This is a genomic window from Streptomyces sp. NPDC037410 (genome assembly GCF_055602235.1).
In genome coordinates, this window is the sequence record NZ_JBVJWR010000016.1 from 1 (window position 1) to 19891 (window position 19891).

The window sequence follows — 19891 nt, forward strand, 5'->3', positions numbered from 1 at the left end:
ACCAGGCGCATGCCGAAATGGTCCCACGCAGCCTGAGGTCACCTCGGCCCGGTTCAGCAGCTGACCAACGGCCCAGATGTTAAAGATCAAGCTAGGGCCTGTCTGACAATTCGCGTCGGATCAGGCCGGGTCGTTCGGTGCGTGCGATCGGCGTGCGGCCGGGGCGCCCTCGTAGCGGAGCTACTTGGGCGTTTCGGCCGTGCGGCGAGCGTGCGTGCCGGGCGGGCCGGACCCGACGGGAATTGTCAGACAGGTCCTAGCCCCAGAGCGGCGGCTTGCTGTTGCTGTCCGCGTCGGCGCACTGCTTGGCGCGGCGCTCCAGGGCGTCGGCGTGGGCGAGGGCCTTGCGGGCCTCTTCCGGGGCGCGGTCCTTCTTGAGCCGGGCGGCCCGCTCGCGCTCCTGCTGGGCCTCCGCCCGCAGCGCCTTGACGTTGCAGGTGATGGGCTTGGCGGCGGCCGGCTCGGCGGTCACCGTCTGGCCGAACAGCACGCCCCCGGCGAGCAGCGTCGTGGCGAGCAGGGCCGTGAGGGTACGGCGTGCGGGCTTGGTGTGGTGCATGGTGGTTCTCCAACTTCAGGGCTTCGGCAGCCCGTTCGAGGTATGGTCAGTACCGGTTGGTAACTTTACCTCGGCAAACGTCGGAATCACGCCAGGCCCGGCCGGGGTCACCCGATCGTCAACACCTCTCCACAGGACTCCCACTGACGAGGTGATAGGTCGCGCGCGCGTCCAGGAGCAGCGGGACGAGCGCGCGCTGCGACTGGCGCAGGGGCACGAACACCCCGGCGCCCTCCGCCCGTACGGTCACGCCGTGCAGGGCGAGTTCGTCGCCCGCCTCGGCGTACTGGGCGGCGTCCAGGCGGTAGCCGCAGGGCGGGTCGGCGAGGATCTCCGCCGGCTCGGCCGGGTCGTTGTCGGCGCCGCCGAGGTAGACCGGACCCCGGTCGGCGAACCCGGTGCGCCGGGCGAGGGCGGTGGCCGCCGTGAGCGGACCGCGCCGCTCGTCCAGATAGGCGAAGGCCCCGCGCAGGGCGGCGTGCTGGGTGGCGACGCGGCGGCGCCGGTTCAGGGCCGGATCGTCCTTCTCGGCCTGGTCGAAGGCGTCCACCCGGGTCTCGACGAGGAGCCCGGCGGAGTGCTTGATGCCGGCCGTGTTGCGCAGGATCCGCTCCTGGCCGTCCCCCGCGACCTGCTTGACCGGCTCGCCGGTGAGGGGGTCGGTCCAGATGCCGTAGATGCCGCTGCTGTACCCGACGAGCCCGGCGGCGGGCCGGACGTAGGACTCCGAGAGCGTCCGGGACTCGTCGTGGACGTGCGGGTCGGCGTCGAGGCTGCGGGGCCAGAGGGCGAGCAGGTCCTTGTCGTAGTAGCGGGGGGTGGCCCCGTACTCGTGGAGGTCGTAGACGAGCGACGGCCGCCGGTCGCGGATGACGGCGGCGATCGCGCGCGCCTCGGCGGTCCGCAGGGCGAGGTGGTCGCGGTTGACGTCGATGCCGTCGCCGTTGCCGCGGGTGTCGGCCTCCCGGCCGTCGGGGTTCGCGGTCGGGACGACGAGGAGGGTGGTGCGGGCGAGAAAGCGCCGGGCCTCCTTGTCCTGGGCGTACGCGAGGTCGCGCACCGTGCTCAGGCAGGTCTCCCGGCCCGCCGGCTCGTCGCCGTGCTGGCTGCAGACGAGCAGCACGGTCGTGCTGCCCGTTCCGAGGGTGGCGAGCCGGAGGGGGCGGCCCTGTCCGGTGGTGCCGATCGGGCGCAGCGACACCCGGTCGCTGCCCCGGTCGACCGCCGCGAGGAACTCCGTCTCCTCGGCCCCGGTCGTCCACCGGCCGCCCCCGCTCTCCTCGAAGCCGGTGCGCGGGAGGGCCTGCGCGGGCGCGCTGTCCGCCGCCTTCGCGGGGACGGTGACGAGCGGCAGGGCGAGAGCGGCGGCGCCGACCGCGAGGGCGAGCGCCCGCCGGGAACTCCGCTCCCGGATGAGGGGGTTCATCGGGCCTCCCCGGGCAGGCGCGGTCCGGTGACGGAGACCGGCGCGACGGGACCACTCAGGGAAGGCGCCGCGGTGGGCGCCGGAACGGCCGGGGCCGCTCCGGCCGTCGCCCGGTCGAACGCCCCGGCACCGCCGACGAAGGGCAGCTTCGCCCAGGTGCGGGCGAGGTCGAGGGTGAGCGTCGGGGTGGTCGACGGAGGATCGATGAGGTCCTTGTCGGTGCCGCCGACGATCAGGGCAAGCCGGTGGCCGGCCGGGACGACGTGGTCGGTCGGGGCGAGGTCGAGAGTGAGGGTGTACGCCCTTCCGGGGGTCAGCGGGCGCTCCCGGCCCGGGTCGGCCCAGGTGCCGAGGTCGGCCCAGCCCCGGCTGACGACCGTGTACGCGACGTCCGCCGTCCGGGCGGCGGTCTCCTTGAAGCAGGCGCTGTCGCCCGGCGTGCTCGCGCCCCAGCAGGTGCGGTCGGTGAGCGTGCTGATGCCCTCGCCGGCCGCCGCGTAGTCCCGGATCGTGGCCGGCCCGAGGTCCACGAGGACGGCGGAGAGGTACGCGGTGGAGGTGGTGGGCGCCGCGGTGACCGTCACCTTCGAGGAGCCGGAGATCCGCAGGTCACGGGAGAGCGGACGGGTCACGAACCCGGCCTTCCCGGGGGTCGGGTCGTCGATCCGCGCGGCCCAGTCCAGCTCGCCCAGGGCCGGGTCGTCGGTGAAGGCCGCCGTGGAGCCGGGAGCGGCGGACGCGCGTCCGAGGACGCCCGGTCCTGAGGCGGCGCCGGGGGCGGGGCGCAGGGTGGTGGTCGCCGTGGTGCCCGGCGGCCACTGCCGGTCGGTGGTCCAGACGTCCGGGGCGCGCTCGATGTCGGCGACGGGCTCGCGGTCGACGCCGTTGTCGTAGCCGAGGAGGTAGTGGTCGAACCAGCGGTGCAGGGTGCGGACCCAGTCGGCGCGCCGGAAGTCGAAGGGGTCGACGTGGCCGGTCTGGGAGAGCCAGATCTTCCGCTCGACGCCGTGGGCGGCGAGGGCGTCCCACCACTGGCCGAACTGCTTGGTGCGGACGGTGAGGTCCTGCTGTCCGTGGACGACGAAGACGCTGGCCCTGACCTTGCCGGCGTCCTTCACGTGGTCGCGCTCGGTCCAGGCCGGAGTCCAGTCGGCGCTGTACGGGGTGCCGGAGGTGATCCGGTCCTGGACGGCGCCGCAACGGCCCTGCGCCTCGGGGCTGTTCACGTACGCGGAGAGCCAGCTCGGGTTGGCGTCGTAGAGCGGGGCGCCCTGGGAGTGGAAGTAGTCGTACCAGGAGGAGATCGCACCGATCGGAACGATCGTTTTCAGCCCTTCGACGCCGGTGGCGGCGACGCCGTTGGCGATGGTGCCGTCCCAGCTCTTGCCGATCATGCCGACGTTCCCGGTACTCCAGGCGGTGGCGCGGGCCGGGGTCCCACCGGTACGGGAGGTGTAGCCGCGGGCGCGGCCGCCCAGCCAGTCGACGACGGCCTTCGCGGACTGGATGTCGGAGCGGCCGCCGACGTCGTCGCAGCCGTCGGAGCGGTTGGTGCCGGCGAGGTCGACAGCGACGAAGGCGTAGCCGCGCGGGACGAAGTAGTTGTCGTAGAAGAGCGGCAGCTGGACGGGGTCGCCGTCGGCGTCGTAGGTCTTCTTCTGGCTCTCGTTGCCGCGCCCGCAGCAGGCGTAGTACGGGCTGGCGTCCATGATGACCGGGATCCTCCGGCCGGCTTCCGCGGGCTCGCGGGGGCGCACGATGTCGACGGCGACCCGGTCGGCGCGCCCGTCCCCGTCGCCGTCGAGGCCGGTGTCGACCCAGACGGACTCGCGGACCGCGTCGGCGTACGAGTAGGCCGGCCGTGACGCGCGCGGGGCGTCCGGAACGGGCTCCGGCTGGGCGCCGGCGGGGGTGACCAGGGTGGCGAACAGGGCGGCCGTGGCCGCGGACGCGAGGGTTCCGTACGAGAGTCGGGCTCCGCGGGTTCTCCGCATTCGCATCGGCATGCGCCGGAACGTACCCCGGTCAACTCCCGGGCAAAAGAGTGCCGGAGGGATTCAGGGGGGATTCCGGGTCATTCGGGTGGCGGACGGGTTCATGTCGGCCGAATGGCGATCGTGTGACGGCAGGTCCTCTGGACGTGACGGTGCGTCGGGGGGCTGAATAAGGTCCGATCTAAGGACCGACGACCACCTGTGCGTCTTACGTTTCTTATGACTTGGGGAGCACCTGTGCACCGCAGAATCATCGTTCCGAGCGCCCTCGCGGCCTCCCTGCTGCTGGCGATCCCGGCATCGGCGGCCGACTTCAAGGTCGGCGCCCCGGGCATCGGCGACTCCTACTACCCCGCCAGCGGCAACGGCGGCTACGACGTCTCCCACTACGACCTGCGCCTGAAGTACCAGCCGGCGACGGACCTCCTGGAGGGCACGGCGACGATCCTCGCCACCACCACGCAGGACCTGTCCCGCTTCAACCTCGACCTCGGTCTGAAGGCCGGCGAGATCCGGGTGAACGGCCGCCCGGCGAAGTTCGCCACCTCGGGCGACCACGAGCTTGAGGTCACCCCGGCGTCCCCGCTCGCGAAGAACACGCCGATCACGGTGGTCGTCCGCTACGCGGGCAAGCCCTCCGAGTTCAAGATCGACGGCTGGTCGGCCTGGGCCCGCACCCCGGACGGCGGCGTCGCCGCGCAGGAGCCCGACTCGGCCGTCTGGTGGTTCCCGTCCAACGACCACCCGCTGGACAAGGCCACCTTCGACGTCTCGGTGCTCGTGCCGGACGGCACCCAGGCCATCAGCAACGGCGTGCTGCAGTCGCAGTCCTCGCGGCTCGGCTGGACCCGCTACAACTGGCGCTCCAACAAGCCGCAGGCGACGTACCTGGCGACGCTCGCCGTCGGCAAGTTCGACATCACGACGGACAGGACGGCGAACGGGCTGCCCGTCGTCAACGCGTACAGCCAGGACCTCGGCGACAACGCGGGCGCGGCGCGCGCCTCGGTCGAGCGCACGACCGAGGTGGCGGAGTGGCTGGAGTCGGTCTTCGGGCCGTACCCCTTCAACGCCCTCGGCGGCTACGTGCCGAACGTGACCAGCGGTTTCGCCCTGGAGACGCAGACCCGTCCGTTCTACAGCCCGAAGCTGTTCGCCAACGGCTCGAACGTGTCGGTGGTCGTCCACGAGCTGGCGCACCAGTGGTACGGCGACAGCGTGTCCGTCAAGGACTGGAAGGACATCTGGGTCAACGAGGGCTTCGCCCGCTACAGCCAGTGGCTGTGGTCGGAGAAGGAGGGCGAGGGCACGGCCCAGGAGCTGGCGGACTACGTGTACGCCACGCGGGCGGCCGACGACCCGTTCTGGACGGTGAAGCCGGGTGACCCGGGCGCCGACAACCAGTTCCACAGCGCCGTCTACGACCGGGGCGCGCTGGCGCTCCAGGCGCTGCGCGACGAGGTCGGCGACGAGACCTTCTTCGCGATCCTCAAGGGCTGGCCGCAGGAGAACGCCTACGGCAACGCGCACGTCTCGGACTTCGTCCGCTACGCGGAGCGGGTCTCCGGCAAGCCGCTGACCGAGCTCTTCGACACCTGGCTGTACCAGCCGTCGAAGCCGTCCGCCCCGGCGACCGCCCCCACGGCGGCGCCGTCGGCCCGCACCGCCGCGAAGGCGACGCAGCCGGCGAAGCCCGTGCAGCCGAAGTCGTGGAAGAAGATCGCGGCGACGAACACGCTCCACGAGAACGAGGCGCCCGGGAACCACGCGGGTCGCTGACCCCGGAGGGCTCCGGTCCCGCGAGGCCGTTCGTCAGCGCTGGGCGCGGCGGGCGGTCTCGCGGGCCTTTCGGGCCAGGGGGAGGTAGCGCAGGCGCTCCGGGAGGGCCGGGACCACGGCGCGGACGACGCGGGCGAACCGGCGCAGGGTGCGCTCCTGCGCGTCCGTCCAGTCCAGGCCGATGGCCTCCCGGGCGTCCGGCGGCATCAGACCGACCGTGAGGAACGCGCGCAGCCGCAGGAAGGGGCGGCGCAGGACCGGCCAGAGGAGACGCAGGCCGAGCCGGAGCGGCAGCGGGCCCCGGTCCGGGGCGGACAGCGGCAGATCGGTGTCGAGCAGCTCCCGTACGACTGTGGTCGCCTCGATCTCCTCGGCGAGCACCGTCCGGTAGTACGGCCAGAACGCCTCGATCGTCTGCGGCATGTCCCGGTCGTGGATGCCGAGGATCCGGCCGACCTGGAGCCACTCGGCGTACAGCTGCCGTTCCTGCGCCTCGGTGAGCGGGCGGGCGAGCAGGCGGAGCCCGTGCCGGTAGATCGGGAAGCCGGTGGCGTGCACCCACGCGTAGTAGGCCGGGGTGAGGGCGTGGTAGCGGCGGCCGTGGGCGTCCGTGCCCTGGATGGTCCGGTGCAGCTCCCGCAGCCGGCGGCCCTCCGCGGCGGCCTCCTCGCCTCCGTAGATCCACAGCTGGAGCGAGCGCAGGGAGCGCTCGCCGCGGCCCCAGGGGTCGGTGCGGAAGACGGAGTGGTCGTCGACGCCGGCGCCGACCGCGGGGTGGGCGACCTGGAGGGTGAGGGCGGCGGGCAGCATGAGCAGCGCCCGGACGTCCCCCGCGACGCTCCACAGCACTCCGCCGACGGGCGGCGGGGCGGGGTCCTGACCGGCCGGGGCACGGTCGAGCGGCTTCACACGGTCCATCCCCTCATCCTCACACGTTCCGGGCCGCACCCGTGGCTGAGGAGAGTTGGTGCGATCTTGCGAGCCCGGCAAGATTCCCGGCACCCAAAGGCTACCGGAAGGTAACCGTGGCTGATTGTATGTGCGGCGCCAGTCCAACCCCCCACGCATTCATGGGAGTTCACGTGTCGTTCGCCGCGCTCCGCCGCGCCCCCGGCGCCGCCCTTTCGCTCGCACTCGCCGCCGCCACCCTGGTGACGGCCGCCCCGGGCGCGTCCGCCGCGACCACCGAGGCCCCGCGGCTGAAGGTGCTCACGTACAACACGTTCCTGATGTCGAAGACCCTGTACCCGAACTGGGGCCAGGACCACCGGGCCAAGGCGATCCCCGCCGCGCCGTTCTTCCAGGGGCAGGACGTCGTCGTGCTCCAGGAGACCTTCGACAACTCCGCCTCGGACGCCCTCAAGGCGAACGCCTCCGCCCAGTACCCGTACCAGACCCCCGTCGTCGGCCGCAGCAGGACCGGCTGGGACGCGACCGGCGGGGCCTACTCCTCGACCACGCCCGAGGACGGCGGGGTGACGATCCTCAGCAAGTGGCCGATCGTCCGCAAGGAGCAGTACGTCTACAAGGACGCCTGCGGCGCCGACTGGTACGCGAACAAGGGCTTCGCCTACATCGTCCTGAACGTGAACGGCAGCCTCGTCCACGTCGTCGGCACGCACGCGAACTCGACCGACCCGGGCTGCTCGGCGGGCGAGGCGGCGCAGATGCGCAGCCGCCAGTTCAAGGCCATCGACGCGTTCCTCGACGCCAAGAACATCCCGGCGAACGAGCAGGTCATCGTCGCCGGTGACATGAACGTCGACTCGCACACGCCCGAGTACGGCACGATGCTCGCCGACGCGGGCCTGGTCGGGGCCGACGCCCGCACCGGCCACCCGTACTCCTTCGACACGCAGCTGAACTCGATCGCCTCGTACCGCTACCCGACCGACCCGCGCGAGGACCTCGACTACGTCCTCTACCGGGTCGGGAACGCCCGCCCCGCCGGCTGGACCAACAACGTGGTCCTGGAGCAGACCGCGCCGTGGACGGTCTCCAGCTGGGGCACGCAGTACACGTACACCAACCTCTCCGACCACTACCCCGTGACGGCCTACTAGTACGGGTAGCTCCCGAAGAGGCTGTACAGCCAGACACCGATCACCCCGGCCACGCAGAGCAGGACGAACCAGGAACCGGGGCTGGTGTGCCGCTCCCTGCGGGGGCGGCGGCCGGGGCGGGCGGCACGAGCCGCGCGCCCCGGCTTCTCGCGCTTTCCGGCGCGGGCCCGCCCCGTCTGCGCGGGCCGGGGCGGCTCGGCGCCCGCGGCGACGTCGGCGAGCAGCCGGCGGCAGACGGTCGCGAGCTCCGCCGTCCCGGCCGACAGGTCGACGACCACCTCCGTACGGGCCGGGGCGGTCGTCCCCCCGTCCAGGATCCGCCCGGCCCGCAGCAGGGCCCGGTCCTTGCCCCCGGTCGGCGCGAGACTGATCCAGCGGCGCACATGCTCGCCCCGGATCACCACACCGCCGCCCCGCTCCCGGTAGACGGTGTGCTCCCGCCACAGGACCCGGGCCAACTCGTCGGCGGTCTCCCTGAGTTGCACGTACATCTGAATCCCCTGTTCCCTTTCCCCCGACGCGAACAGCCGCCGACTCTAGCCCGCCCACCCGAACGCTCCTACGACACCCCGCCCCGCCGCCCGTTACCCACCGAAGTCGTACACGGTGACCGGTATCCCCCGCGCCGTCAGCCGCCCCCGGACCAAGGGCTCCACGCGGTCCCAGGAGCCGCCGGCGAGGCCGCAGCCGATGCGGGGCATGTGCACGGACGCACCGAGTTCGGCCGCCCTGTCCGCAAGGAGGGCGAGGGCGGCGTCGATCGCCTCGTAGCGCACGGGCACGCCGGAGCTCCGGCCCGTCCGTATCCCCCGCTGGCCCACCAGGTTGGCCACCCAGACGTACGGCTCGACCTGGACGAACTGGGCCGCGCCCAGGCCGAAGTCGTTCTTCGCGCGCTCGCGGTGCCAGCGGCGGAAGGCCGCTTCCGGTTCCGGCCAGCGGCGGGAGATCGCCAGGACGAAGCCCTTGCCCCAGCCCCCGAGGTCGTTGCAGACGTGCGCGACGACCTTGACGCCCTTCCCGTGGGGTGCCGTGGCGTCGCCTCGTACGTATTCGATCGCGGTCATGGAGTCACCGTAGGAGACGGCACTGACAGTCGACCGCATGTCAACCCTGGTTGACATGCGGTCGACTGTCAACCTAGATTGACAGCATGACCGATGCGACCGATCTCGCCGCACGGGCCGGCGACCGCGACCCCCGGGTGGGGCTGCGGGCCGTGTCCGCGCTGCGGCGACTGCTGGAACAGCTGGAGGCCGTCCAGGTGCGCGGTGCGCGCAACCAGGGCTGGTCATGGCAGGAGATCGCGACCGAGCTGGGTGTCAGCCGGCAGGCCGTCCACAAGAAGTACGGGAGGCAGTGATGTTCGAACGGTTCACGAAGGCCGCACGTGCCGTGGTGAAGGGGGCCGCCGAGCACGCGGAACGCGGCGGCTCGGCGGCCGTCACGCCCGAGCACCTGCTGCTGGCCCTGCTCGACCGGGACGACACCCGCGCGGCGGCGGTGCTCGGACGGCTGTGCCCGCCGGAGCGGCGGCCGTCCCTGATCACCGCGCTCTCCGAAGCGCGGCGCCGGGCCGGGCTTTCCCGGGCGGACGCGGAGGCCCTCGCGGACCTCGGCATCGACGTCGGCGCGATCGTCGAGCGCGTCGAGGAGACCCATGGCGCGGGCGCACTGGCGGGCGACCGCAAGGACGCCGGCTGGTGGTCGGGCCGCCGCACCTTCTCCCGCGAGGCGAAGAACGTCCTGGAGAAGTCGCTCCGCATGGCGTTGGCCCGCAAGGACCGGGAGATCGGGGACGAGCACCTGCTCCTGGCCCTCACCACGACCAGCGGGGTCGTCGCGGAGGCCCTGGCCGACTACGGCGTGACCTACACCGCGGTCGACGCCGCACTGACCCCCGCCCCGTGAGAGCGGTGGCTCCGGGGCTTTTACACGAGTGGTGCGACAGCAATACTGTTCAACCATGGAGCAGGCGAGCAAGGCGCAGGGGCCCGTGTACACCGTGGACGAGCTGGCCGCGCGGGCCGGGGTCACCGTGCGGACCGTGCGGTTCTACGGGACGCGGGGGCTGCTGCCGCCGCCCGTCATCGGGGCGCGGCGGGTGGGGCACTACGGGGCCGATCATCTGTCGCGGCTCGCGCTGATCGAGGAGTTGCAGCGTCAGGGGATGACGCTGGCCGCGATCGAGCGGTACCTGGAGCAGTTGCCGGAGGACCTCAGCGCGCAGGACCTCGCCATCCACCGGGCCCTCGTGGCCTCGTGGGCGCCCGAGTCCGCCGAGACGATCACCCTGCGCGACCTTGAGCGGCGGGCCGGGCGGGCGCTGGCCGGGCGGGACGTGGACCGGCTCGCCGCGATGGGTGTGCTCGACCGGACCGAGGAGGAGGACACGTACCGGCTCGACGGTGCGCTGCTGCGGCTCGGGGTCGAGCTGCTCGACGTGCCCATCGAGCACGAGACGATCCTGGCTTCCCGGACCGTGCTCCTGGAGCACGCGCGCGCGGCCGCCCAGGAGTTGTCCCGGCTCTTCCGGGACGAGGTGTGGAGCCCGTACCGGGAGAGCGGGGAGGACCCGGACCACCTGAGCGCGATGAAGTCGCTCTCGGCGCACATGCAGCCGATGGTGGTCCAGGCCCTCCTCACCGCGTTTCAGCGGTCCTTGAGCGAGGAGCTCAGGACGGCCTTCAGGAGTCGGTGAAGACCTCTCCGCGGTCCGCCTTCTCCACCAGGAGGGCCGGGGGCTCGAAGCGCTCGCCGTACGTCGCCGCCAGCTCGCGGGCGCGCGCGACGAAGCCGGCGACACCGCCCTCGTAGCCGTTGACGTACTGGAGGATGCCGCCGGTCCAGGCCGGGAAGCCGATGCCCATGATGGAGCCGATGTTGGCGTCGGCGACCGAGGTCAGGACGCCCTCCTCCAAGAGCCGGACGGTGTCCAGGGCCTCCGAGAACAGCATCCGCTCCTGCATGTCGCGGAACGGGATCTCGTACCCCGGCTTGGCGAAGTGCTCGCGCAGGCCCGGCCAGAGCTTGCCGCGCTTGCCGTCCTCGCCGTACTCGTAGAAGCCCGCGCCGCCGCTGCGGCCGGGGCGGCCGAACTCGTCGACCATGCGGTCGATGACGGCCTCGCCCGGGTGGCTGATCCAGGTGCCGCCGGCCTCCTCGATCGCCTTCTTCGTCTCGTTGCGGATCTTGCGCGGGAGGGTGAGGGTCAGCTCGTCCATGAGGGAGAGGACCTTCGCCGGGTAGCCGGCCTGGGCGGCGGCCTGCTCGATCGAGGCGGGCTCGATGCCCTCGCCGACCATGGCGACGCCTTCGTTGATGAAGTGGCCGATCACCCGGGAGGTGAAGAAGCCGCGCGAGTCGTTGACGACGATCGGCGTCTTGTTGATCTGGCGGACCAGGTCGAAGGCGCGGGCGAGCGCCTCGTCGCCGGTCCGCTCGCCCTTGATGATCTCGACGAGCGGCATCTTGTCGACGGGCGAGAAGAAGTGCAGGCCGATGAAGTCGGTCTGGCGCTCGACGCCCTCGGCGAGGACCGAGATCGGGAGGGTGGAGGTGTTGGAGCAGAGCAGCGCGTCGGGGGCGACGACGTGCTGGATCTCCTGGAAGACCTTGTGCTTGAGCGACGTGTCCTCGAAGACCGCCTCGATGACCGCGTCGCAGCCGGCCAGGTCCGCCGCCTCGGCGGTGGGCGTGATGCGGGCGAGGAGGGCGTCGGCCTTCTCCTGGGTGGTGCGGCCGCGGGAGACGGCCTTGGCGCAGAGCTTCTCGGAGTACGCCTTGCCCTTCGCGGCGGACTCGGCGGAGACGTCCTTGAGGACGACCCCGATGCCGGCGCGGGCGCAGGAGTACGCGATGCCGGCGCCCATCATGCCGGCGCCGAGGACGGCGACCTTGCGGACCTGGCGCTTCTCGACGCCCTTCGGGCGGCTCGCGCCCGAGTTGACCGCCTGGAGGTCGAAGAAGAACGCCTGGATCATGTTCTTCGCGGTCTGGCCGATGACCAGCTCGGTGAAGTAGCGGCTCTCGATGGTGAGCGCGGTCTCGAAGTCGACCTGGGAGCCCTCGACGGCGGCGGCCATGATGGCCTTCGGGGCCGGGTAGGGCGCGCCGTTGAGCTGCTTGCGCAGGTTGGCCGGGAAGGCCGGCAGGTTGGCGGCGAACTTCGGGTTCGACGGGGTGCCGCCGGGGATGCGGTAGCCCGGGACGTCCCAGGGCTGGTGGGACTCCGGGTGCGCGTCGATGAAGGCGATGGCCTTGGCCATCATCTCCTCGGCGGTGGCGGCGACCTCGTGGACGAGGCCGCTGTCCAGGGCGCGCTTCGGGGCGTACTGGGTGCCCTGGAGCAGCACCTTGAGGAGGGCGTCGGTGATGCCCATGAGGCGTACGGTGCGGGCGACGCCGCCACCGCCGGGCAGCAGGCCGAGGGTGACCTCGGGCAGGCCGATCTTGGAGCCGGGGGCGTCGAGGGCGACGCGGTGGTGGGAGGCGAGGGCGATCTCGTAGCCGCCGCCGAGCGCGGCGCCGTTGACGGCGGCGACGACCGGCTTGCCGAGGGTCTCGATGCGGCGGAGCGCGTTCTTGATCTCGATGGCGGAGTCGAAGATGTCCTGGGCGTGCTCGGGGCCCGCCTTGATCATGTCCTTGAGGTCGCCGCCCGCGAAGAAGGTCTTCTTGGCGGAGGTGTAGATGATGCCGCGGATGGAGTCCTTCTCGGCCTCCACGCGGTCGGCGATCGCCTTGATCGAGGCCCGGAAGGCCTGGTTCATGGTGTTGGCGGACTGGTTGGGGTCGTCGAGGACGAGGGTGACGATCCCGGTCTCGTCCTGCTCCCAGCGGATGGTGGTGCTCTCGCTCATGTCTGCTGCTTCTCCGTGAGTATGGGGTGCGGACGGGACGTCAGACGCGCTCGACGACGGTGGCGATGCCCATGCCGCCGCCCACGCAGAGGGTGGCGAGGCCGTAGCGCTTGTCCTGGCGCTCCAGTTCGTCGACGAGGGTGCCGAGGATCATGCCGCCGGTGGCGCCGAGCGGGTGGCCGAGGGCGATGGCGCCGCCGTTGACGTTGACCTTGTCCAGGGAGATGCCCATGTCCTTGACGAAGCGCAGGACGACGGCGGCGAAGGCCTCGTTGATCTCGACGAGGTCGATGTCGTCGATGGTGAGGCCGGCCTTGGCCAGGGCCTTGCGGGTGGCCGGGGCGGGGCCGGTGAGCATGATGGTCGGCTCGGAGCCGGAGACGGCGGCGGAGACGATCCGGGCGCGCGGCGTGAGCCCGTACCGCTCGCCGACCTCCTTGGAGCCGACGGCGAGGAGCGAGGCGCCGTCGACGATGCCGGAGGAGTTGCCAGCGTGGTGGACGTGGTTGATCTCCTCGACCCAGTGGTACTTCTGCAGCGCGACCGCGTCGAAGCCGCCGAGTTCGCCGATGTCGGCGAAGGAGGGCTTGAGGCGGGCGAGGGTGTCGGCGGTGGTGCCGGGGCGGATGAACTCGTCGTGGTCGAGGACGGTGAGTCCGGCGCGGTCCTTGACGGGGACGACCGAGCGGGCGAAGCGGCCGTCCTTGACGGCGGCGGCGGCGCGCTCCTGGGAGAGGGCGGCGAACTCGTCGACGTCCCGGCGGCTGAAGCCCTCCAGGGTGGCGATGAGGTCGGCGCCGATGCCCTGGGGGACGAAGTTGGTCTCCATGTTGGTCATCGGGTCGGCGAACCAGGCGCCGCCGTCGGAGGCCATCGGCACGCGGGACATGGACTCGACGCCGCCGGCGAGGACGAGGTCCTCCCAGCCGGAGCGGACCTTCATCGCGGCCATGTTGACCGCTTCGAGGCCGGAGGCGCAGAAGCGGTTCTCCTGGACGCCGGCGACGGTGTCGGGCAGGCCGGCGGCGATGGCGGCGATCCGGGCGATGTCGGAGCCCTGGTCGCCGACCGGGCCGACGACGCCGAGGACGATGTCGTCGATGGCGGCCGGGTCGAGTCCGGGGTTGCGGGCCTGGATCTCCCGGATCAGGCCGACGACCAGGTCGATGGGCTTGGTGCCGTGCAGGGAGCCGTTGGCCTTGCCGCGTCCGCGCGGGGTGCGGATCGCGTCGTACACGTACGCTTCGGTGCTCACGGTAAGCCTTTCGCGATGAGGGTTTGTCGACGAGCGGTGAGGGTGTTCGACCAGCGGTGAGGTCGGTGGTCAGCCCAGCAGGGAACGGCCGATGATCTCCTTCATGATCTCCGTCGTCCCGCCGTAGATGGTCTGGATCCGGCCGTCGGTGAAGGCGCGGGCGACCGGGAATTCGCTCATGTAGCCGTATCCGCCGTGCAGTTGCAGACAGCGGTCGGCGACCCGCTTCTGGAGCTCGGTCGCCCACCACTTGGCCATGGAGGCGTTGACGGGGTCGAGGCCGAGGCCGGTCGGGTCGGCGTGCTCGGCGATGCAGCGGTCCACGAACGTGCGGGTGACGGCGCACTCGGTCGCCATCTCCGCGATCTCGAAGCGCACGTGCTGGAGCTTGGCGAGCGGCCGGCCGAAGGCCTCGCGCTCCTTGACGTAGCGGGTGGTGAGCTCCAGGAGGTGCTCGGCTCCGGCGATGCCCGCGACGGCGATGGCCAGGCGCTCCTGGGCGAGGTTGGTCATGAGGTGGACGAAGGCTCCGTTGAGCTCGCCGAGCAGGTTCTCCTTGGGGACGCGGACGTCCTTGAAGAAGAGTTCGGCGGTGTCCTGGGACTTCTGGCCGATCTTGTCGAGGTTCCGGCCGCGCTCGAAGCCCTCCATGCCGCGCTCGACGACGAGGAGGGAGAGGCCGTGGGCGCCGCCCTCGGGGGTGGTCTTCGCGACGACGATCACCAGGTCGGCGAGGATGCCGTTGGAGATGAAGGTCTTGGAGCCGTTGAGGATCCAGTGGTCGCCGTGGTCCTCGGCGGTGGTGCGGATGCCCTGGAGGTCGGAGCCGGCGCCGGGCTCGGTCATCGCGATGGCGGTGACGATCTCGCCGGAGCAGAAGCCGGGCAGCCAGCGGCGGCGCTGCTCGTCGGTGGCGAGCTTGGTGAGGTAGGGGCCGATGATGTCGTTGTGCAGGCCGATGGCGAGTCCGGGGGCGGCCGCCTTGGTGAACTCCTCGGCGAGGACGGAGGCGTACCGGAAGTCGGGGTTGCCGCCACCGCCGAGCTCCTCCTCGACGGCGAGGCCGAGGAGGCCCTGCCGGCCGGCGGCGAGCCAGGCCTCGCGGGAGACGATGCCGTCCTTCTCCCACTGCTCGTAGTGGGGCAGCACCTCCTTCTCCAGGAAGGTGCGGACGACCGCGCGGAAGGCCTCGTGGTCCTCGGTGTAGAGCTGGCGCTTCATGCTTCGGGCTCCTGGGTGTTCAGGGCGGGTACGGCCCAGTCGCGGGCGACCTCTGCGGTGTCGGCACCGGGCAGGGCGGGGCCCCTGCGGAGGGTGCCGGGGGTGACGGAGAAGCGGGGTGCGGGGGCGGGCTGGGCGATGCCGTCCCGCTCGGCGAAGGTGGCGCGGGCGGCCAGATGCGGGTGGCCCGGGGCCTCACGCATCGAGAGGACGGGGGCGACGCAGGCGTCGGAGCCGTCGAAGACGGCCGTCCACTCCTCGCGGGTACGGCTCCGGAAGCGGTCGGCGACGGCCTTGCGCAGTTCGGGCCAGCGGGCGAGGTCGTGGCGGAGGGAGCCGGCGTCGGCGAGGCCGAGGAGGCGGGCGAACTCCTCGTAGAACCGTTCCTCCAGGGCGCCGACCGCCATGTGGCCGCCGTCGGAGGTCTCGTACACGCCGTAGAAGGGGCAGCCGCCGTCGAGCAGGTTCACGCCCCTGCGGTCCTGCCAGCCGCCCGCCGCGAGCATGGCGTGGATCATGGTGGTGAGGTGTGCGGTGCCGTCGACGATGGCGGCGTCGACGACCTGGCCCTCGCCGTGCGTCCGGGCGTGCTGGAGGGCGGCGAGGACGCCGATGACGAGGTAGAGGGAGCCGCCCGCGTAGTCGCCGACGAGGTTGGCGGGGATGGTGGGCGGGCCGTCCGGGTCGGGGCCGATCATGCCGAGCGCGCCGGTGATCGCGATGTACCCGATGTCGTGTCCGGCGGTCGGGGCGAGCGGCCCGTCCTGGCCCCAGCCGGTCATCCGGCCGTAGACGAGGCGCGGGTTGCGGGCGAGGCAGGCCTCGGGGCCGACGCCGAGGCGTTCGGCGACGCCGGGCCGGTAGCCCTCGACGAGGATGTCGGCCCGCTCGACGAGGTCGAGCACGGTGGCGGGGCCGTCCTCGGCCTTGAGGTCGACGAGGACGGAGCGCTTGTTGCGGTTGGTGAGGTCGCGGGCGGGGTCGATGCCGATCCCGGCGCCGCCGGGGCGGTCGACGCGGACGACGTCGGCGCCGAGGTCGGCGAGGAGCATCGTGGCGAAGGGGCCGGGGCCGATCCCGGCGAGTTCGACCACGCGCACGCCCGTGAGCGGGCCGTTCCGGGCGGTGTGCGTCGTGCTCATCGAGCCCCCAGGAGTATGTGACACCAATGATGTAACACCGGAGATGCTAGGAACGTGTTCCACTCGGCACAAGCCCCCCGGCCGAGCAAGCGCTTGGAAATTGCGCGGGGCGGGCTCCGGGACGGGAGCCCGCCCCGGTTCCGCTATCCTCCGCCGACGACAACCGCGCGCGGCGGCGCGGTACGGCCGAGATGAGGGTCTTGATGGAGACAGGGGCGGGCGTGGGGCACGAGCGCGGAGCCAGACCGTACGACGTGGTCCTCTTCGGGGCGACGGGCTTCGTGGGCGAGCTCACCGCGGAGTATCTGGCCGAGCACGCCCCGGAGGACTGCCGCTGGGCGCTCGCCGGGCGCAGCCTCGGCAGGCTGGAGGCGCTGCGGGACCGGCTGGCCGCCGGGCGGCCGCGGCTCGCCGCCCTGCCACTGCTCGTCGCCGACTCGGCCGATCCCGGCTCGCTGCGCGCACTCGCCGAGTCCGCGCGGGTGGTGGCGACCACGGTCGGACCGTACGTCTGGCACGGCGAGGGCCTGGTCGCGGCCTGCGCGGAGGCGGGCACGGACTACCTCGACCTGACGGGCGAGGCCGAGTTCGTGGACCTCATGTTCGTACGGCACGACGCGCGCGCCCAAGAGACCGGCGCCCGGATCGTGCACGCCTGCGGCTTCGACTCCGTCCCGCACGACCTGGGCGTGTACTTCACGGTCCGGCAGCTGCCCGAGGACGTGCCGCTGCGCGTCGACGGCTTCGTCCGGGCCGGGGCGGCCTTCTCCGGCGGCACGTTCGCCTCGGCGCTCACCGCGTTCGGCCGGGGCCGGGAGATCCTGCGGGCGGCGCACGAGCGGCGGCTGCACGAGCCGCGCCAGGTGGGCCGCCGGGCCCGCGCGCCGCTCGCCGGGCCGAGGTTCAGCCGGGAGACGGGGACCTGGGCGCTGCCGCTGCCGACGCTCGACCCGCAGGTCGTGGCCCGCTCGGCCGCCGCCCTCGAACGGTACGGACCGGACTTCCGCTACCGGCACTACGCCTCCGTGAAGACCCTCCCGATGGCCCTCGGAGGCACCGCCGCCATCGGTGCGAGCGTCGCGGCCGCCCAACTCCCGCCGGTGCGCGCCTGGCTGATGGAGCGTTACGCGGCGGGCCAGGGTCCGTCGGCCGAGCGGCGCGCCCGCAGCTGGTTCTCGGTCCGGTTCGTCGGCGAGGGCGGCGGACGGCGGGTCTTCACCGAGGTCTCGGGCGGCGACCCCGGCTACGACGAGACGGCGAAGATGCTCGCCGAGTCCGCCCTGTGCCTCGCCTTCGACGACCTGCCGAAGACCGCGGGCCAGGTCACGACGGCCGTCGCGATGGGCGACGCCCTGACCGACCGCCTGCGCGCGGCGGGCATCCGCTTCCGGGTCGCGCACCGCGGTTAGGGCCTTTCGCCGCCGGTTCGGATCACGGCGGTCCCCCTGTCCAGGTCGAAGCCCATGCGGGGCGGGGCGCCGTCCTGGACGTCGTGGCGCACGAGGCGCTCCTCCTGGCGGCGCTCGATCTGGACGCGTTTGCCGGGATTCAGGAACGAGAGCAGCTCGTCGGTGACGCTGACACCCGCTCCGTCCGCGCCTTCCCTGGCGCGGGCGGCGAGGGCGCGGCGCACCCACTTCGGCCGGCCGGTCCGCAGCACCGTGTGCCGGGCGGCGGCCAACAGGAACGGGATCAGGACGATCACCGCCGTGACCATCAGGCTCACCATCATCACCATGCCCGCCCAACGGCCGGCGGCCGACGGCCGTTCCCGCCCCGGGGCGCGGGCTCAGCGGGCGACGAGGCGGAAGAAGTGGCCCGCCGGGTCGGCGTAGACGCGCCAGGTGGGCGCCTCGCCCCCGTCGAGCGGGGTGGCGCCGAGCGCGAGCACGGCCGCGTGGGCGGCGGCCGGGTCCCCGACCCGTACGTCCAGGTGGAACTGCTGCTCGGGCGCGCCCCAGACGGGCGGACGGTGGTCGGCCACGCTCTGGAAGGCGAGCGCCGGGCCGCCCGCGTCGCACAGCACGGCGGAGCCTTCGCCGACGGCGAGCTCCGGGTCGGGGCACTCGACCTCGCCGCCGAGCAACCCCTGGTAGAAAAGGGCCAGTTCGCGGGCGTCGGGGCAGTCGAGAACGATGCAGCGCAGACGCCCGATCATCCCAGCGTCCATTCCGCGATGACGTACAGGATGGCGCAGGCCCAGGCGAGGGCACAGGCCCCGGCGACGGCAAGTGCGGCGGTGAGACCACGGGTTGCGGGTACGCGAGCTGTCATGGGCACCACTCTGCCGTGGGGGTACGACAACGGGTATCCGTACAGGTACTTACCCGGGGTACTCAGACGGTCCGGGGTGACCCGGGTGATCCCTGCGCCTCCTTGAGTGCTCTGCGGCAGAGGGAGTCGGCGTGACGGGTGGTCTCGGGCACCCGGTAGCGCGGGGAGAGGAGCAGGGTGTGGGCGCAGGCGTTGTCGAGGGAGACACGGTGGCCCACGGAGACGTACACGGGCTTGACTCCGGCCTGGGTGCGCAGGGCCCGGCCGACCTCCTCCCCGTCGGCGAGGAGCGGGGTGAAGTCGCCGCGCTCACCGCCGGGTTGCTCGTACGTGAAGGTGAAGGGGTTCTTGGCGACGCCGATGGACGGCCGACCGGTGAGGACCCCGAGGTGGCTGGCGAGGCCGAAGCGGCGCGGGTGGGCGAGGCCGTAGCCGTCGCAGACCAGGAGGCCCGGGTCGGCGCTCAGGGCGTCGAGCGCGGCGAGCACGGTGGGGATCTCGCGGAAGGCGAGGAGCCCGGGGACGTACGGGAAGGAGACCCGGCCGACGGCCGTGGCCTCCTCCACCACGTCCAGGGTGCGCGCGTCGAGCACGACGGCCGCGGCGGCGACGAGGTCGCGCTCGTCGTCGTACGCCACGTCGAGCCCGGTGACGTGCCCCTCCCCCGGCGGCGGCCCGCTCTCCCCGAGCAGGAGCCGCCCCCGCAACTCCCGCTGCACGTCCCGCGCGGTGGCCTCGTCGGCGGGCCAGCCCGCCGGAATCCCGATGATCGTCATGATGGGGCCCACCCTAGGGCCTGTCCGGGGCGGGCCTCCGGGGTGCGTGGGCGGGGTCAGAGGCTGATGGCCGCGATGCCCGCCGCGCCGAAGGCCTCGTCCGTCAGCCCGCTCGGCGCTCCGACCACGCCGATGCCGGCGATCGGGGCGCCGTGGTGGTGGATCGGCAGGCCGCCGGCGACACGTGGGACCCGGTCGTACGCCGAACGGCCGCCGGTCGGCGCGGGTAGCCTGGCGATCATGTTCATACTCGAATTGACCTACACCGCGCCGATCGAGCGGGTGGACGCGCTGCTCACCGCGCACGTCGAGTGGCTGGACGCGCAGTACGCCGCCGGCGTGTTCCTGGCGTCGGGCCGGAAGAACCCGCGGGACGGCGGGATCATCCTGGCCGCCGGGGTCGACCGCGCGGAGATCGAGAAGATCACGGCGGCCGACCCGTTCAGCGTCGAGGGCGTCTGCGCGTACCGGATCACGGAGTTCTACGCGACCAAGACGGCCGAGGGGATCGCCGCGTACCGGGAGGACTTGCCCTCCTAG

Annotated in this window: 22 protein-coding genes; 7 read left to right on the forward strand and 15 right to left on the reverse strand. The window is 72.5% G+C overall.

Translation table 11 applies throughout. From position 1 onward, the window contains the following. Positions 1-256: 256 nt before the first annotated feature. From ACZ7HT_RS24990 to ACZ7HT_RS25000, 3 genes are all read right to left on the reverse strand, one after another. A complete protein-coding gene (locus ACZ7HT_RS24990; RefSeq protein WP_471169860.1) occupies positions 257-559 on the reverse strand; it encodes a hypothetical protein in 303 nt (100 codons plus the stop codon). Between the two features lie 118 nt (positions 560-677). Further along, entirely contained in the window at positions 678-1985 is a 1308-nt protein-coding gene (locus tag ACZ7HT_RS24995) for a M14 family metallopeptidase (RefSeq protein WP_471169863.1), read from the reverse strand. Then, positions 1982-3991: a Xaa-Pro dipeptidyl-peptidase gene (locus ACZ7HT_RS25000; protein WP_471169866.1), complete on the reverse strand. Its 2010-nt coding sequence runs from the start codon at positions 3989-3991 to the stop codon at positions 1982-1984. The genes ACZ7HT_RS24995 and ACZ7HT_RS25000 overlap by 4 nt, the downstream gene beginning before the upstream one ends. A 225-nt stretch (positions 3992-4216) precedes the next feature. On the opposite strand from ACZ7HT_RS25000, the gene ACZ7HT_RS25005 reads away from it, so the two are divergent. Then, positions 4217-5758: a M1 family metallopeptidase gene (locus ACZ7HT_RS25005; RefSeq protein WP_471169869.1), complete on the forward strand. Its 1542-nt coding sequence runs from the start codon at positions 4217-4219 to the stop codon at positions 5756-5758. A gap of 33 nt (positions 5759-5791) precedes the next feature. On the opposite strand, the gene ACZ7HT_RS25010 is transcribed toward ACZ7HT_RS25005, so the two are convergent. After that, entirely contained in the window at positions 5792-6676 is an 885-nt protein-coding gene (locus ACZ7HT_RS25010) for an oxygenase MpaB family protein (protein WP_471169872.1), read from the reverse strand. 119 nt (positions 6677-6795) lie between these two features. Here ACZ7HT_RS25010 and sph point away from each other — a divergent pair, with 119 nt between their 5' ends. After that, on the forward strand, positions 6796-7821 hold the full coding sequence (sph, locus tag ACZ7HT_RS25015; protein ID WP_471170331.1) for a sphingomyelin phosphodiesterase: 1026 nt from the start codon (positions 6796-6798) through the stop codon (positions 7819-7821). Here sph and ACZ7HT_RS25020 read toward each other — a convergent pair. Next, on the reverse strand, positions 7818-8312 hold the full coding sequence (locus tag ACZ7HT_RS25020; protein WP_471169874.1) for a hypothetical protein: 495 nt from the start codon (positions 8310-8312) through the stop codon (positions 7818-7820). The genes sph and ACZ7HT_RS25020 overlap by 4 nt on opposite strands. Before the next feature lie 93 nt (positions 8313-8405). Further along, positions 8406-8888, reverse strand: a complete 483-nt coding sequence (locus tag ACZ7HT_RS25025; protein ID WP_471169877.1) for a macro domain-containing protein — start codon at positions 8886-8888, stop codon at positions 8406-8408. An 86-nt stretch (positions 8889-8974) separates the two neighbouring features. Between ACZ7HT_RS25025 and ACZ7HT_RS25030 the strand changes: the two genes are divergently transcribed. From ACZ7HT_RS25030 to ACZ7HT_RS25040, 3 genes are read left to right on the forward strand one after another with little or no spacing between them, the layout of a single operon-like run. Continuing rightward, positions 8975-9184 (forward strand): RNA polymerase sigma factor sigma-70 region 4 domain-containing protein, encoded by a 210-nt coding sequence (locus ACZ7HT_RS25030; RefSeq protein ID WP_093878538.1) that lies wholly within the window; start codon positions 8975-8977, stop codon positions 9182-9184. After that, positions 9184-9732 (forward strand): Clp protease N-terminal domain-containing protein, encoded by a 549-nt coding sequence (locus ACZ7HT_RS25035; protein WP_471169880.1) that lies wholly within the window; start codon positions 9184-9186, stop codon positions 9730-9732. The genes ACZ7HT_RS25030 and ACZ7HT_RS25035 overlap by 1 nt, the downstream gene beginning before the upstream one ends. A 55-nt stretch (positions 9733-9787) precedes the next feature. Next, positions 9788-10522: a MerR family transcriptional regulator gene (locus ACZ7HT_RS25040; RefSeq protein WP_471169882.1), complete on the forward strand. Its 735-nt coding sequence runs from the start codon at positions 9788-9790 to the stop codon at positions 10520-10522. Here ACZ7HT_RS25040 and ACZ7HT_RS25045 read toward each other — a convergent pair. The 4 genes from ACZ7HT_RS25045 to ACZ7HT_RS25060 all read right to left on the reverse strand — a co-directional run bounded on the left by ACZ7HT_RS25045 (position 10509) and on the right by ACZ7HT_RS25060 (position 16301). Further along, a complete protein-coding gene (locus ACZ7HT_RS25045) occupies positions 10509-12683 on the reverse strand; it encodes a 3-hydroxyacyl-CoA dehydrogenase NAD-binding domain-containing protein (protein WP_471169884.1) in 2175 nt (724 codons plus the stop codon). The two genes, ACZ7HT_RS25040 and ACZ7HT_RS25045, sit on opposite strands and share 14 nt — an antisense overlap. Positions 12684-12723: 40 nt before the next feature. Beyond that, the gene (locus ACZ7HT_RS25050) at positions 12724-13938 is read right to left on the reverse strand and encodes an acetyl-CoA C-acetyltransferase (protein ID WP_471169886.1); all 1215 of its coding nucleotides are present in this window, start codon (positions 13936-13938) and stop codon (positions 12724-12726) included. Between the two features lie 69 nt (positions 13939-14007). Beyond that, the gene (locus ACZ7HT_RS25055; RefSeq protein WP_471169889.1) at positions 14008-15159 is read right to left on the reverse strand and encodes an acyl-CoA dehydrogenase family protein; all 1152 of its coding nucleotides are present in this window, start codon (positions 15157-15159) and stop codon (positions 14008-14010) included. Then, positions 15156-16301, reverse strand: a complete 1146-nt coding sequence (locus tag ACZ7HT_RS25060) for a CaiB/BaiF CoA transferase family protein (protein ID WP_471169892.1) — start codon at positions 16299-16301, stop codon at positions 15156-15158. Before ACZ7HT_RS25060 ends, ACZ7HT_RS25055 begins: the two co-directional genes overlap by 4 nt. Positions 16302-16504: 203 nt before the next feature. Between ACZ7HT_RS25060 and ACZ7HT_RS25065 the strand changes: the two genes are divergently transcribed. Continuing rightward, positions 16505-17710 (forward strand): saccharopine dehydrogenase family protein, encoded by a 1206-nt coding sequence (locus ACZ7HT_RS25065; RefSeq protein ID WP_471169894.1) that lies wholly within the window; start codon positions 16505-16507, stop codon positions 17708-17710. On the opposite strand, the gene ACZ7HT_RS25070 is transcribed toward ACZ7HT_RS25065, so the two are convergent. The 5 genes from ACZ7HT_RS25070 to ACZ7HT_RS25090 all read right to left on the reverse strand — a co-directional run bounded on the left by ACZ7HT_RS25070 (position 17707) and on the right by ACZ7HT_RS25090 (position 19593). Beyond that, positions 17707-18018, reverse strand: coding sequence for a DUF6191 domain-containing protein (locus ACZ7HT_RS25070; RefSeq protein WP_471170334.1), 312 nt, complete (start codon positions 18016-18018; stop codon positions 17707-17709). The genes ACZ7HT_RS25065 and ACZ7HT_RS25070 overlap by 4 nt on opposite strands. 72 nt (positions 18019-18090) lie before the next feature. Next, positions 18091-18459 carry a VOC family protein gene (locus ACZ7HT_RS25075; RefSeq protein WP_471169897.1) on the reverse strand — a complete coding sequence of 123 codons (369 nt, stop codon included), beginning with the start codon at positions 18457-18459 and terminating at the stop codon, positions 18091-18093. After that, entirely contained in the window at positions 18456-18575 is a 120-nt protein-coding gene (mmpA, locus tag ACZ7HT_RS25080) for a morphogenic membrane protein MmpA (RefSeq protein WP_471169900.1), read from the reverse strand. Before mmpA ends, ACZ7HT_RS25075 begins: the two co-directional genes overlap by 4 nt. A 62-nt stretch (positions 18576-18637) precedes the next feature. After that, on the reverse strand, positions 18638-19351 hold the full coding sequence (locus ACZ7HT_RS25085) for an endonuclease V (protein ID WP_471169903.1): 714 nt from the start codon (positions 19349-19351) through the stop codon (positions 18638-18640). A gap of 56 nt (positions 19352-19407) precedes the next feature. Beyond that, entirely contained in the window at positions 19408-19593 is a 186-nt protein-coding gene (locus ACZ7HT_RS25090; protein WP_471169905.1) for a heme-binding protein, read from the reverse strand. Here ACZ7HT_RS25090 and ACZ7HT_RS25095 point away from each other — a divergent pair. Beyond that, a complete protein-coding gene (locus ACZ7HT_RS25095; RefSeq protein WP_471169907.1) occupies positions 19592-19891 on the forward strand; it encodes a YciI family protein in 300 nt (99 codons plus the stop codon). The two genes, ACZ7HT_RS25090 and ACZ7HT_RS25095, sit on opposite strands and share 2 nt — an antisense overlap.